The sequence below is a fragment of the Stutzerimonas stutzeri genome (assembly GCF_000219605.1).
Taxonomy (GTDB): Bacteria; Pseudomonadota; Gammaproteobacteria; order Pseudomonadales; family Pseudomonadaceae; genus Stutzerimonas; species Stutzerimonas stutzeri.
On the sequence record NC_015740.1, the window covers coordinates 519,540 to 533,339 of the forward strand.

The following is a 13,800-nucleotide window of genomic DNA, read 5'->3' on the forward strand; positions in this document are numbered from 1 at the left end:
CTTATCTCGGAATGAGCGAAACGCACAGTTTGGTGCGAAATCCTCGTTTGCGACGCACCGGTGCGGCGCCTAGGATCAGCTCATCCCGCCCCGCGCCCGCGGTGCCGAAGACAACAAGAGGAGCCTCCCGAATGGCCGGCAAAGCAAGCTTCAACTGGATCGACCCGCTGCTGCTCGACCAGCAGCTGACCGAGGAAGAGCGCATGGTGCAGGCCAGCGCCGCGCAGTTCGCCGCCGACAAGCTGGCGCCGCGGGTGCTGGAAGCCTTCCGCCATGAGCGCACCGATCCGGCGATCTTTCGCGAGATGGGCGAGACCGGCCTGCTCGGCGCGACCATTCCCGAAGCCTACGGCGGCAGCGGGCTGAACTACGTGTGCTACGGCCTGATCGCCCGCGAGGTCGAGCGCATCGATTCGGGCTACCGCTCGATGATGAGCGTGCAGTCCTCGCTGGTGATGGTGCCGATCTTCGAGTTCGGCAACGAGGCGACCAGGCAGAAGTACCTGCCCAAGCTGGCCAGCGGCGAATACATCGGCTGCTTCGGCCTCACCGAGCCGAACCACGGCTCCGACCCTGGCTCGATGGTCACCCGGGCGAAAAAGGTCGACGGCGGCTATCGCCTGTCCGGCAGCAAGATGTGGATCACCAACAGCCCGATCGCCGATGTCTTCGTGGTCTGGGCCAAGGATGACGCCGGCGAGATTCGCGGCTTCGTGCTGGAAAAGGGCTGGGAAGGGCTGTCCGCCCCGACGATTCACGGAAAAGTCGGCCTGCGCGCCTCGATCACCGGCGAGATCGTCATGGACAACGTGTTCTGCCCGGAAGAGAACGCCTTCCCCGACGTGCGCGGGCTGAAGGGCCCGTTCACCTGCCTGAACAGTGCCCGCTACGGCATCAGCTGGGGCGCGCTGGGCGCCGCCGAGTTCTGCTGGCACACCGCGCGCCAGTACGTGCTCGACCGCCAGCAGTTCGGCCGGCCGCTGGCGGCCAACCAGCTGATCCAGAAGAAACTGGCCGACATGCAGACCGAGATCACCCTGGCCCTGCAGGGTTGCCTGCGCCTCGGCCGCATGAAGGACGAGGGCACCGCCGCGGTGGAAATCACCTCGATCATGAAGCGCAACAGCTGCGGCAAGGCACTCGACGTGGCGCGCATGGCGCGCGACATGATGGGCGGCAATGGCATCAGCGACGAGTTCGGCGTGGCCCGGCACCTGGTCAACCTGGAGGTGGTGAACACCTACGAGGGCACCCACGATGTGCATGCACTGATCCTCGGCCGCGCGCAGACAGGCATTCAGGCGTTCTTCTGAAACTGCACCCCTCTCCCAGAAGGAGAGGGGGCTTGCTCCGTCCAATAGCCTTCGAGGTTTCGTCCATGCCCGGCGCCCTGTCCCATATCCGTGTTCTCGACCTGTCGCGCGTGCTCGCCGGGCCCTGGTGCGGGCAGATCCTCGGTGATCTCGGCGCCGAGGTGATCAAGGTCGAGCGCCCTGGCACGGGCGACGATACTCGCCACTGGGGCCCGCCCTATCTCAAGGACCAGCACGGCGAGAACACCTCGGAGGCCGCCTATTACCTGACCGCCAACCGAAACAAGCAGTCGCTGACCGTCGACTTCACCCGGCCCGAGGGCCAGCGCATCATCCGCGAGCTGGTGGCGCAATGCGATGTACTGCTGGAGAACTTCAAGGTCGGCGGGCTGGCCGCCTACGGGCTGGATTACGAAAGCCTGAAGGCGATCAATCCGCGGCTGATCTATTGCTCGATCACCGGTTTCGGCCAGGACGGCCCCTACGCCACACGTGCCGGCTACGACTTCATGATCCAGGGGCTCGGCGGGCTGATGAGCCTGACCGGCCGCAGCGATGCGGAGGAGGGCGCCGGGCCGGTGAAGGTCGGCGTGGCGCTGACCGATATCCTCACCGGTCTGTACGCCACCGTTGGCGTGCTCGCTGCGCTGGCACATCGCGAACGCAGCGGCGAGGGCCAGCATATCGACACGGCGCTGCTCGACGTGCAGGTCGCCTGCCTCGGCAACCAGGCGCTCAACTACCTCACCACCGGCGTGGCGCCCAGGCGCATGGGCAATGCCCATCCGAACATCGTGCCCTATCAGGATTTCCCCACTGCGGACGGCGACATCATCCTCACCGTCGGTAACGACGGTCAGTTCCGCAAGTTCTGCGAGGTGGCCGGGCGTCCCGAGTGGGCGGCTGATGCCCGCTTCGCCACCAATCGCGCGCGCGTTGCCCATCGCGCCGAACTGATTCCGCTGATCCGCCAGGTCACGGTGTTCCGCACCACGGCCGAATGGGTCAGTGCGCTGGAGCAGGCCGGCGTGCCCTGCGGGCCGATCAACGACCTGGCGCAGGTGTTCGCCGACCCACAGGTGCAGCATCGCGGGCTGAGCGTGGAGATGCCGCATCCGCTGGCCGGCCGCGTGCCGCAGGTGGCCAGCCCGCTGCGGCTGTCCGCTTCGCCAGTGGCGTACCGCAACCCGCCGCCGCTGCTCGGCGAGCACAGCGAGGCGCTGTTGCAGCGCCTGCTGGGCATGAACGACGAGCAGATCGCCGGCCTACGCGCGGCCGGAGTGATCTAGCCTGGAGGCTATCTAGCTCAGAAGCCTTCCAGCACGATCTTGCCTTTGGCCTTGCCGCTTTCCAGCAGGGCATGGGCGCGGCGCAGGTTGGCCGCGTTGATGGTGCCGAAGTGCTCGCCGAGGGTGGTGCGCAGCACGCCCAGATCGACCAGCTGGCTGACGCGCTGCAGCAGGTGGTGCTGCTCGATCATGTCCGGCGTCTCGAACAGTGAGCGGGTGAACATCAGCTCCCAGTGCAGCGACAGACTCTTGCGCTTGAGCTTCATCACGTCCAGCGGCTGGGCCGGATCGTCGATCAGCGCCAGGCGGCCCTGGGGCGTCAGTGCCTCGACCAGCTGGTCGAAATGCTGATCGGTCTGGGTCAGGCTGGCGACATGGCTGACGCTGGCGAAACCGGCGCGCTGCAGCTCGGCGTGCAGCGGCTGGCTATGGTCGATGACATGATGGGCGCCGAGTTCGCGGGCCCAGGCCTGGGTTTCCGGGCGCGAGGCGGTGGCGATCACGCTGACCTTCGTGAGCTGACGGGCCAGCTGCAGCATGATCGAACCGACGCCGCCGGCGGCACCGACGATCAGCAGCTGCTGCCCGGCGCCCTGGCCTTCCACCAGTTGCAGGCGTTCGAACAGCAGCTCCCAGGCGGTGATGGCGGTCAGCGGCAGTGCGGCGGCCTCGGCGAAGCTCAGGCTCCGCGGCTTGCGGCCGACGATGCGCTCGTCCACCAGATGGCGTTCGCTGTTGCCGCCGGCGCGGGCGATGGAGCCGGCGTAGAACACCTCGTCGCCGACCTTGAACAGGCTGACTTCGCTGCCCACCCCGACCACCACACCGGCGACGTCCCAGCCCAGCACCTTCGGCTGACCGCCCTCGGGCTGAGTGTTGCGGCGTACCTTGGTATCCACCGGGTTGACCGAAATGGCGCGCACCTCCACCAGCAGGTCACGCGGGCCGGGTAGTGGCTCGGGCAGTTCCACGTCCTGCAGCGCGCGGGGATCGTCGATGGCGAGGGATTCGAAATAGGCGACCGCTTTCATGCTGTTGCTCCGTATGGGTTCGGTGGAGGGGCATGCTCAGCTATTTGACGCGGCGGAAAAACGGGGCGATAAGCGAGGCTCTTTCAACAGGATTTTGAAAATGCTGCGTATCGACGACCTGCAGCTGTTCGTCCGTACCGCCGACAGCGGCAGCCTTTCCGCGGCCGCGCGCGGGCTCGACGTGTCACCGGCGGTGGCCAGTGCAGCCTTGAAGCGCCTGGAGGCGAGCCTGGGCACGCGACTGTTCGTGCGCTCCACCCGCAGCCTTCGTCTGACCGCCGAGGGCGAGGCGTATCTGCTGCATGCCCGGGCAGCACTGGCCAGCCTGCACGAGGGTGCCCAGGCGCTCGCTGGCGGGCGCGAGGCGATCAGCGGCGTGCTGCAGCTGTCGGCGCCGTCCGACTTCGGGCGCAACGTTCTGCTGCCCTGGCTCGACGAATTCCAGGCGAGCCATCCGCAATTGCAGCTGCGCCTGCTGCTGGGCGACGGGTTGACCGACCTGTTCCGCCAGCCGGTGGACCTGGTCCTGCGTTACGGCGAGCCGCAGGATTCGAGCCTGGTGGCGCTACCGGTGGCGGCCGGCAATCGCCGGGTGCTGTGCGCCTCACCGGCCTACCTGCAGCGCCATGGCGCGCCGCAGCGGCTGGACGAACTGGCCGGGCACAACTGCCTGCGCTTCATGCTCGCCGGACGCGTGCACGACCGCTGGTGCTTTCAGGAGGGCCGCCGGGTGCGCACCGTGCAGGTAAGCGGTGATCGGGTCAGCGACGATGCCGACGTGGTGCGACGTTGGGCGCTGGCCGGCGGTGGGCTGGCCTACAAGTCCTGGCTGGATATCGCCGACGACGTGGCCGCGGGCCGTCTACAGGTGTTGTTGCCAGACTGTCTCGGCGAGGCGGCGCCCTTGACCCTGCTCTGCGCCCATCGCGCGCAGTTGAGCAAACCGGTGCGGCTGCTGCATGAACATCTGCAGACGCGTTGCAAGGCGCTGCTGGTGCGCGCGCCCTGGCGGAAGCTGTAGCTCGTTTTGAGCCACAGCCAGGCACGTTCGTTGCCGGCCTGAACTCTTATGGCGTTTGGCTATTCTTATCTGAGTACTGGTTAACACAATGGACAGGCGCATCATGCATACGCAGCGTTTTCGCTACACCTGGCAACTGACGGTTGTCGTCCTCATGTCCTGGCTGCTGGCCGGCTGCGGGATCAACAACATCCCCCGCTATGACGAGCAGGTGAAATCCGCCTGGTCGCAGGTAGAGAACCAATATCAGCGGCGTGCCGACCTGATTCCCAACCTGGTTGAAACGGTCAAGGGCTTCGCTCGTCAGGAGCAGGAAACCCTCACCGCGGTGGTGGAAGCGCGGGCCAAGGCCACGTCGATTCAGGTCGATGCCAGCACCCTGGATGATCCGCAGAAGCTGCAGCAGTTCCAACAGGCGCAGAATCAGCTGACCGGCGCCCTGAGCCGGCTGATGGCGGTATCCGAGCGCTATCCGGAGCTCAAATCCAATCAGAACTTCCTCGCCCTGCAATCGCAGCTCGAAGGCACCGAGAACCGCATTGCGGTGGCCCGGCGTGATTTCATCGCGGCGGTAGAGCGCTATAACACCGAGATCCGCACCTTCCCTGGCCGCATCTGGCACACGCTGATGTACAGCGACATGCCGATTCGCGAGAACTTCGAGGCGACGGCCGAGAACGCCGAGCAGGCGCCGCAAGTGCAGTTTCAATGACGCGCCGGTTTCCGCTGCTGCTGGCCCTGCTGCTCTGGGCCGGCAGCCTGTTCGCGCAGCAGGCCGAGCTGCCGGCGCTGACCGGTCGCGTGGTCGATCGCGCCGAATTGCTCGATACCCAGGCCGAGGCGCGCCTGACCAGCATGCTGGCGGCCCACGAGCAGGCCACCGGCGAGCAGGTGGTGGTGGTCACCGTACCGGACCTGGGCGGGCGCAGCATCGAGGAATTCGGCCTGGAGCTGGGTCGCACCTGGGGTATCGGGCAGGAGGGCGAGGACAACGGCGCACTGCTGATCGTCGCCCGTGACGACCGCAAGATCCGCATCGAGGTCGGCTACGGGCTGGAGGATCGCCTGACCGACGCGCAGTCTTCGGTGATCATCAACCGGGTCATCGCGCCGGCCTTCCAGCGCGGCGACTTCACGGCCGGCATCACCGAAGGCACGCAGGCGATCATCACCGTGCTCGGCGGCGATCCGCTGCCGGCGGAGCTGCGGCCGGTCATGCCGATGGGCCAGCAGGAACCCGGTGGCTTCGGCGTGCTGGCGTTCTTCCTGATGCTGGTGGCGATCTTCGTGCTCGGCGGTGGCCGTGGCGGTCGCGGCGGTGGACGTCGCGCCCTGCTGCTCGGCGCGCTGCTCGGTGGCATGGGGCGCGGAGGCGGCTTTGGCGGTGGCGGTTTCGGCGGCGGAGGCTTCGGTGGAGGCGGTGGTGGCTTCGGTGGCGGCGGCGCTTCCGGTGGCTGGTAAACGGACGATGGACGAACGATGACCTTACTCAGCGAAAGCGAACTGCGGCAGGTGGCCGAGGCGATCGAGCGCGTAGAGCGCAGCACCGACGCCGAACTGGTGACGGTGCTCGCCGCGCAGGCCGACGACTACCACTACATCCCACTGCTCTGGGCCAGCCTGATCGCGCTGCTGCTGCCTGGTGCATTACTGTTCTTCAGCGGCTGGCTGAGCGCCTGGCAGCTGCTGCTGGTGCAATGGGCGACCTTCATCGTGCTGGCGCTGCTGTTCAGGCTTCCCGGGGTGACCAGCCGACTGATTCCGCGTTCGGTGCGCTGCTGGCGCGCCTGCAATCTGGCGCGGCGGCAGTTCATCGAACTCAATCTGCACCACACCGAGGCCGATACCGGCGTGCTGATCTTCGTCTCCGAAGCCGAACGCTATGTGGAAATCCTGGTGGATCGCGGTATCTCAAGTCGCATCGACAACGCCGCCTGGGAATCCATCGTCGGCTGCTTCACCGAGCGGGTGAAGCAGGGACAGGTGCTCGAAGGTTTCCTCGGTTGCATCGAAGCCAGCGGTGCACTGCTGGCGCAGCATGTACCCAAGACCCACGAGCGCAACGAACTGCCCAACCGCCTGGTGCTGCTGCCTTAGCGTCACGCAAGGGGAGAGGCGTGCATTGCCTCTCCCCGTCACTCCCTTCCTTCACTGCATGCGCCGCTGCTCGGCCAGCATCAGGCGCTCGCGCTGCAACGCACGAGCGAGACCCTGCTGGCCCGCACGCTGGGCGGCGACGATCAGCGTCTGGTCGATCAGGTCACGCTGGGCGTGGCTGCCGCCGAACAGCTGCGCCTGATTGCGGATGCCCCGCAGCCGCTCGACGCAGCGCGCATGGTCGCCCTCGACGAAGGCTTCGACCGCCCCGACTGCCGGAGCGCCGATCAGGGCGGTGAAGCGTGCGTTGTCGTCAGCGCGCCCGCAGGCCCGCCGCTGTGCGTCGTGCAACAGGTCGAGCAGGTCGTCGCGGCCGGCGCAGGCGAAGGCCATCGCCGCATGGAAGTCGTTGAAGGCGTAGCAGCCATCCGCGGCCATCGCCGCCCAGCGCTCGGCCACGCCGGACCAGCGCTGGCCGACCTCCACCCCGCGCAGCTGCAGGCGCCACAGCAGCGCGCTGGCGTCGATCAGCTCCAGCGCCAGGCTGCTGCCGTGGCCGTTCAGCGGGCCGTCGAACAGAGCCAGGACGCTGTCGAAGTCGTCCATTTCCAGATGGTGCAGCGCCAGGTGCCACCAGTTGTGCACGGCGAGCATGCTGTCCTGCTGCCAGGCCGGATTGCCGCGCATCCAGGCGATGCCTTCCTCGCGCCGCCCCTGCATTTCCAGTACATGCGCAACGGCGTGCTGGGCCCAGGCATCGTCGGGCTGCAGTGCCACCGCTTCACGGCCCAGGCGCTCGGCAAGGCGGTAGTCGCCGCTTTCCTCGAGGCCGAACGCGTACAGCCCGAGCAGGGCGTGGTAGCCCGGCACTTCCAGCGACCAGTCCGGAAGCACGCGGGCGATGCGGTCGCGCAGCATGCGGGCGTCGCCGGTGAAGAAGTCGATCTGGTGGCCGGCCTGCAGGGCGAGCAGGTCGTGGGGGTAGTCGACGCTGAGGTCTTCCAGCGCGCGGCCGGCGGCGTACCAGCGGCCATCCATGAGCAGCCCCAGGGCGTGCAGGTGACGCGCTTCCCGCTCGTTGTGCGGCAAGGCCAGGGCGCGGTCACGCGAGGCCCGGGCCACCGGGAGGGCAGCTGCCTCCGTGCCAAGCAGATAGAGCCAGGCGTGCAGGACATGGCCCATCACCAGTTCAGGCGAGGCCTGCAGCGCGGCCTCGGTGGTTGCCAGCGAGGCGGCGTGCAGGCAGCGAAATTGCGCCAGCGCCTGGTCGAGCAGGGCCTGCGCCTCGCCGTTGCAGCCGGTCAGTTGGTACCCGTGTGCGTCTTTCATTGTTCTATGCTCCATGAGTCCGGTTCGTTGGTGTCGGCCAACGCGCCAATACTCAGGGTTACGCTTGCTTTGCACCCCAGTCATCCTGGAAACAAAACGGCTATTTCCGCCATGGCCCGCTCCGAGATCGCCGAACGTCCGCCATTGACCGTCGCCCTGCTGGCGACGCCGGACAGCACGGCCTCGACGCTGTTCGGCCTCTATGACCTGCTGCTTGGCACCCGTCGCGACTGGCAGCAGCTGATGCACCGCTGCGATGTGGCGTCGCCGTTCCGGCCACTCATCGTCAGCCGTGACGGCGGGCTGCTGCGGGTCTATAACGACATTCCGGTCCAGCCCCATGCGAGCCTCGCCGAAGCTCCGCCGGCGGACGTGGTGATCGTCAGCAATCTAGCCGTCAGCCCCTGGGAGCCCTTGGACGAGCGCTATGCGCCCGAGGCGCAATGGCTACGCGAGCGCTACGCGGCCGGGGCGACGCTGGCCGCGGCCTGCTCGGGGGCGATGCTGCTGGCGCAGACCGGGCTGCTGGCCGGTTGCGAAGGCACCTCGCACTGGGGTTACTGCGATTGCCTGCGCCGCGAGTATCCGGACGTGCACTGGCATCCGGACAAGGCGCTGGTCAGTACCGGCATCGGCCAGCGCCTGGTGATGTCCGGCAGCGGCAGCAGCTGGCACGCGCTGGGGCTGTTTCTCATCGCCCGTTTCGTCGGTGCGCGCGAGGCGATGGAAGTGGCGCGGCTGAACCTGTTCGACTGGGACGCCACCAGCCCGTTGGCCTACGCGGCGATGATGCGCACCGGTCAGCTGGCCGATCCGATCATCGCCCGCTGCCAGGAATGGGCCGCACAGCATTACGAGGAGGAGGCGCCGGTGAGTGCCATGGTGCGCATCAGCGGCCTGCCGGAGCGCACCTTCCAGCGCCGCTTCGCCCTGGCCACCGGGCTGACGCCGCTGGACTACATCCACACCCTGCGTCTGGAGGAGGCCAAGCAATTGCTAGAGAGCGGCGAGCTGTCGGTGGAGGCGATCGCCTGGGAGGTGGGCTATCAGGATGCGGGCTTTTTCGGCCGGCTGTTCCGGCGCAAGGTCGGCCTGACCCCGGCACAGTACCGCCGACGCTTCGGCGTGCTGTCGCGGCGTCTGGCCGGTATCGCCACGCTGCAGGAGGAGCGGGCGCCGGCCTTGCACTGAGCGGGCCGGCACCCGGTTATACCCGATTCAGAGCCGGGTCGGGCCTTCGTCGTCCTCGTCCGGCGAGACCACCGGAGCCAGTTCGAAACGGTCGGCCCCCTCCATGGCGCTGGCGGCGACACGGTCGATGCTGCTCAGCGCATGGCCGATGATGGAGCTGACGCTGGCTTCGTGATGCTGCGCCGGCAGTCGCTCGATGGCCGCCAGCACGTCTTCGCCCGGCACGGTTTCTTCGGCCAGCAGCTTGTCGGCGATCTCGTCCAGGGCCGGCTTCAGACGCTGCAGCAAGGCGATGCAGTCGCTGTAGAGCTGCTGCAGCAACTGGTCGGCGGCGCGGATGGACTCGCCGGAATCGAACTCGATATGGGCGTCGCGCACGGCCTGCAGGCTGAGCAGCGAGCCGTTCGGTCCCATGCCCAGCGCGCCGACCATCGACAGCGCGATCTTCGAGGCTTCCTGCAGATCCTGGCCGGCGCCGGAGGAGACTTCGTGGAAATACAGCTGCTCGGCACCGCGCCCGGCCAGCAGCATCTGGATGCGGTTGCGCAGCTCGGAATACATGTGCAGGCGCTTGTCCTCTACCGGCGTCACCAGGGTCACGCCCAGCGCCTGGCCGCGAGGCAGGATGGTGACCTTTTCCACCCGGCCGACATTCAACGCCGCGGCCACCAGCGCGTGGCCGGCCTCGTGCACGGCGATGCGCTTGCGGTCGGTGGGCGACATCGGCGTCACGCCGGACGGCTGCTCACCGATGCGGCAGGTTTCCACTGCATCGACGAAGTGGGCCATGTTCACCTGCTGCGCGCCGGTACGGGCGGCCAGCAGTGCGGCATGGTTGGCGATGTAGGCGATCGCCGCCGGCGTCAGCCCGACGGTATTGCGCGCCAGCTGCGGGAAATCCAGGTCGTCGGCAGCGTTGAGCTTGCCGGCGTAGAGGCGGAACAGCGCCTCGCGGTCATCCAGTCCCGGCAGGCCGACGGCGATGGAGCGGTCGAAGCGGCCTTCGCGCACCAGCGCCGGGTCGAGCGAGTTGGGGAAGTTGGTGGCACCGAGCACCAGCACGCCGCTGGCGCCGTCGAAGCCGTCCATCTCGGCGAGGAACTGGTTGATGATGCGGTTGCTCTCGGCATCGCTGGAGCGCGTCTGCTCGGCGCGCTTGCCGATGCCGTCGATCTCGTCGATGAAGATGATGCATGGTGCCTGCTTGCGCGCGGTGCGGAACAGCGCCTTGACCTTCTGGATGCCGACGCCGAAGTACATCGAGGAGAAATCGCTGCCGGTGACCTGGATGAAGCTGGCATTCGATTCACTCGCCAGCGCCTTGGCCAGCTGGGTCTTGCCGGTGCCCGGCTCGCCGGTCAGCAGCACGCCCTTGGGTGGGCGGGCGCCGAGACGCGCATAGGCGCCCGGGTCACGCAGGTAGGCGGTGACGTCGCTGAGCGCCTGCTTGGCCTCGGCGGCGCCGATCACGTCGGCGAAGGTGATGCCGCTGCCCTTGCGCTGCACCTCGAAGCTGCGCGTCTTCATGGCGAAGAAGATTGCCGCGCCGAGCAGCAGCAGGGCGATCGGCGAGTAGGGCAGCAGGTAGGTGTAGAAGGGCTTTTCCGCGTCGGTCTGGAACATCGCCAGCGGGAACAGCTCGCCGTTGCTCTGCGCGTACTGCTCGAGCAGCAATCCAGCCACGCGTCCGGACTGGTCCGGCACCCAGTAGCGCAGGCCGTCGTGCAGGCTGACGTAGACCGCATCCTTGCCCAGCGCGGCGCTGGCGATGCTGGCGCCACGCAGGTCGGCCAGCAGTACCGAGAGATCGCGGCGATTGGCCTGCCAGGGGGCGGTGGACTCCTGCAGGGCTTCGAGCATGCTCGCCGCCGCGCCAGTGGCTGGCGTCGACGGCGCGGCTGGGCGCAGCTGCCAATAGGCCACGCAGGCGGCGATCAGCAGAAGCAGGAAAACGGAGAGCACAGGGCCGCGACGACCTTGTAGCAGACGTGGTGTTTTCATTTCACATCCAATCGGGAGGCCCGATGTTTCGACAAACCACCGCCCGCAGGCGGACCACAGTTGATGTGCGGGAAACCCGCGGCGCCAAAGGTATGGCGCGCCACAGTTCGGATGTGTTGGATGCGATTTATATGCCCGACTGTGTCTCGGATCGGCAGACTCCGATAGCCGGCGAGAATACGGCAAGTGCCACCATGGGGGCGGCTGTGCGACGAACGGACGGCAGGTTTTCGACGAATGACCGTTCGCGCCGGGAACGAAATCGTCGCTGCACAAGCACGGCAGGGCTGCTGGTGCAGCGCCATTGCGTCGACGCGCCGCAGCGGCACGTGCCACATAAGTGACCGGCTGCAGAGATTGCCGCGCAAGGGCCTGTTACCGTTCGACGCCGCATGGACGTCCGTCACGCTCCGTTGCGGACATGCGACACACTGCCGACAGCCGACCCTGCCACGATGCCGGGCGCGCTCATAAAAACAACGTTCGATCGAGCCGAGACTTCAACATGCCAACCCGCAACAAGACCCTGCGCTCTGCCGTTCTGGGCGCGCTGTTCGCACTACTCCCGTTCGCCTCGGCCAACGCCCAGGATACGGTCAACCTGCTCACGCAGAACTTCCCGCCGTTCAGCATGGCCAATGACGGCAAGAACTTCGCGAAGGAGGAGGCCATCAGCGGTATCGACGCCGAGGTTGTGGCCGCTCTGTTCAAGCGTGCCGGCATACCCTACACGCTGACCCTGCGCTTCCCCTGGAGCCGCCTGCAGCAGCTGGCGGAAAAAACGCCCGGCTTCGCCGTGTTCTCCCTCAGCCGTACGCCTGAGCGTGAGCCGAAATACAAGTGGGTCGGCCCGCTCAGCGAGATCCAGATCGTGCTGCTCAAGCGCCCCGACAGCCCGATCCAGATATCCAGCCTGGAGGAGGCCCGGCAGTACCGCATCGGCTCGAAGGACGGCAGCGTCGGCAGCCAGTACCTGATCAGCCGGGGTATCGAGGTGCAGAGTTCGCTGATCGATACGCCGGCCAAGCTGAAGGCCGGCCAGTTCGATCTCTGGGCGACCACCAACCCCTCCGGCGAATACGAAGCCAAGCAGGCCGGCGTCGGCCCGCTGGCGGTGGCCCTGACCCTGAGTCGGGTCGACCTCTACCTGGCGATGAACAAGGAAACTCCCGACGAGGTCGTCGAGAAGCTGCAGCGCACCCTCGATCAGATGAAGCAGGAAGGCCTGCTGCAACAGGCTGCGCGCCGCTACGTGAACTGAAGTCAGCCCGCGCCGCGGGGGCGGCGCGACGGGCTTCAGCGCCGCTCGGAAATCGTCCCTGCGCTCAGCGCTCCGGGCTGCGCACCGAAATGCTCGAGCATGAAGTTGGCCAGCTCCGCCACTTCCCGATCATTGAAGTGCCGGTTGAAGGCCGGCATCAGGTGATGCCCGCTGGGCCCGTGCAGGGCGTCGCCATCGAGGATGACCCTGACCAGATTCAGGCCCTGCGGGTCGTTCAGCGTGCGCAGGCCGCGCAACGCGGCGTAGTCGCTCTGGCGGCCGCTGCCGTCCCACTGGTGGCAGCTGGCGCAGGCGTCGGCGAAGAGCTTCTGCCCCAGCGGGTGCTGGCTTTCGGCGGGCGGCTGATTGGCCAGTGAGCGGGCTTCGGGGCGTTTCACGTCCGCCGGCTGGGCTGGCACCGATTTGAGATAGACGACCATGGCCTGGATATCCTCGGGTGTGAGGTGGCGCAGGCTGTGGTTGACCACTTCGGCCATCGGCCCGCCCGCCACGCCGTAGCCCGGCGCGACGCCGGTGGCCAGGTAAGCCGCCAGGGCGTCGTCCGGCCAGCCGCCGATGCCGCTCTGCTCGTCGCCGGTGATGTTCCAGGCGGCCCAGCCCTGGATGGTCGCGCCAACGAGCGCCTTGGAGCTCTGCTTCGCCTGCATGACGTTGCGTGGCGTATGGCATTCACCGCAGTGCCCCGGACCTTCCACCAGGTAGGCGCCGCGGTTCCATTGCGCGGACTGCTGCGGGTCCGGCTCGAAGCGTTCGTCGTCGAGAAACAGCAGGTTCCACAGGGCGATGCCCCAGCGCTGGTTGAACGGAAAGCCGATGTCGTTCTCCCGGTTCGGCTGGTTCACCGGTTCCAGGCTGAACAGGTAGGCCTTGATGGCGAGGATGTCCTCGCGCGGCATCAGGGTGTAGGAGGTATAAGGAAAGGCTGGGTAGTAGTGGCGGCCATCCGGGCCGACGCCCTTCTGCATGGCCTCGACGAACTCATCGTCGGTCCAGTTGCCAATGCCGGTTTCCTTGTCCGGCGTGATATTGGTCGAGTACAGCGTGCCGAACGGCATTTCCACCGGCAGGCCGCCGGCGTAGGGCTTGCCGCCTTCGGTGACGTGGCAGGCCAGGCAGTCCGCGGCGCGGGTCAGGTATTCGCCGCGTTCGAGCAGGGCGTCGTCCGCCTGCTGCGCCAAGGCCGCCGTGCCGAACAGGGCCAGGGCAGCGCCCAGCAGGCTGCCGATTGTGAATCCATTGTTCATGC

Annotated in this window: 12 protein-coding genes; 8 read left to right on the forward strand and 4 right to left on the reverse strand. The window is 67.2% G+C overall.

Features of this window, described 5'->3' with window-relative positions:
• Positions 1-131 precede the first annotated feature (131 nt).
• Together PSTAB_RS02360 and PSTAB_RS02365 are read left to right on the forward strand one after the other, a co-directional pair.
• The gene (locus PSTAB_RS02360) at positions 132-1,313 is read left to right on the forward strand and encodes an acyl-CoA dehydrogenase (protein ID WP_013981573.1); all 1,182 of its coding nucleotides are present in this window, start codon (positions 132-134) and stop codon (positions 1,311-1,313) included.
• Between the two features lie 65 nt (positions 1,314-1,378).
• Positions 1,379-2,602, forward strand: a complete 1,224-nt coding sequence (locus tag PSTAB_RS02365; protein ID WP_013981574.1) for a CaiB/BaiF CoA transferase family protein — start codon at positions 1,379-1,381, stop codon at positions 2,600-2,602.
• Positions 2,603-2,619: 17 nt separating this feature from the next.
• On the opposite strand, the gene PSTAB_RS02370 is transcribed toward PSTAB_RS02365, so the two are convergent.
• Positions 2,620-3,633, reverse strand: coding sequence for a zinc-binding alcohol dehydrogenase family protein (locus tag PSTAB_RS02370; protein WP_013981575.1), 1,014 nt, complete (start codon positions 3,631-3,633; stop codon positions 2,620-2,622).
• 100 nt (positions 3,634-3,733) lie between these two features.
• Between PSTAB_RS02370 and PSTAB_RS02375 the strand changes: the two genes are divergently transcribed.
• The 4 genes from PSTAB_RS02375 (at position 3,734) to PSTAB_RS02390 (ending at position 6,751) form a co-directional block, all read left to right on the forward strand.
• A complete protein-coding gene (locus tag PSTAB_RS02375) occupies positions 3,734-4,654 on the forward strand; it encodes a LysR family transcriptional regulator (protein WP_013981576.1) in 921 nt (306 codons plus the stop codon).
• A gap of 103 nt (positions 4,655-4,757) precedes the next feature.
• The gene (locus tag PSTAB_RS02380) at positions 4,758-5,366 is read left to right on the forward strand and encodes a LemA family protein (RefSeq protein WP_013981577.1); all 609 of its coding nucleotides are present in this window, start codon (positions 4,758-4,760) and stop codon (positions 5,364-5,366) included.
• Positions 5,363-6,115: a TPM domain-containing protein gene (locus PSTAB_RS02385; RefSeq protein ID WP_013981578.1), complete on the forward strand. Its 753-nt coding sequence runs from the start codon at positions 5,363-5,365 to the stop codon at positions 6,113-6,115. Before PSTAB_RS02380 ends, PSTAB_RS02385 begins: the two co-directional genes overlap by 4 nt.
• 18 nt (positions 6,116-6,133) lie before the next feature.
• On the forward strand, positions 6,134-6,751 hold the full coding sequence (locus PSTAB_RS02390) for a TPM domain-containing protein (protein ID WP_011911684.1): 618 nt from the start codon (positions 6,134-6,136) through the stop codon (positions 6,749-6,751).
• A gap of 51 nt (positions 6,752-6,802) precedes the next feature.
• Here PSTAB_RS02390 and PSTAB_RS02395 read toward each other — a convergent pair whose 3' ends face one another.
• Positions 6,803-8,080, reverse strand: coding sequence for a tetratricopeptide repeat protein (locus PSTAB_RS02395; protein WP_041771626.1), 1,278 nt, complete (start codon positions 8,078-8,080; stop codon positions 6,803-6,805).
• Between the two features lie 111 nt (positions 8,081-8,191).
• On the opposite strand from PSTAB_RS02395, the gene PSTAB_RS02400 reads away from it, so the two are divergent.
• Positions 8,192-9,271, forward strand: a complete 1,080-nt coding sequence (locus PSTAB_RS02400) for a GlxA family transcriptional regulator (RefSeq protein WP_013981580.1) — start codon at positions 8,192-8,194, stop codon at positions 9,269-9,271.
• A 27-nt stretch (positions 9,272-9,298) separates the two neighbouring features.
• On the opposite strand, the gene PSTAB_RS02405 is transcribed toward PSTAB_RS02400, so the two are convergent.
• Positions 9,299-11,272: an AAA family ATPase gene (locus tag PSTAB_RS02405; protein WP_019407008.1), complete on the reverse strand. Its 1,974-nt coding sequence runs from the start codon at positions 11,270-11,272 to the stop codon at positions 9,299-9,301.
• 505 nt (positions 11,273-11,777) lie between these two features.
• Here PSTAB_RS02405 and PSTAB_RS02410 point away from each other — a divergent pair.
• Positions 11,778-12,533: a substrate-binding periplasmic protein gene (locus tag PSTAB_RS02410; protein ID WP_013981582.1), complete on the forward strand. Its 756-nt coding sequence runs from the start codon at positions 11,778-11,780 to the stop codon at positions 12,531-12,533.
• A 35-nt stretch (positions 12,534-12,568) separates the two neighbouring features.
• Here PSTAB_RS02410 and PSTAB_RS02415 read toward each other — a convergent pair whose 3' ends face one another.
• On the reverse strand, positions 12,569-13,798 hold the full coding sequence (locus PSTAB_RS02415) for a c-type cytochrome (protein ID WP_013981583.1): 1,230 nt from the start codon (positions 13,796-13,798) through the stop codon (positions 12,569-12,571).
• Positions 13,799-13,800: the final 2 nt, after the last annotated feature.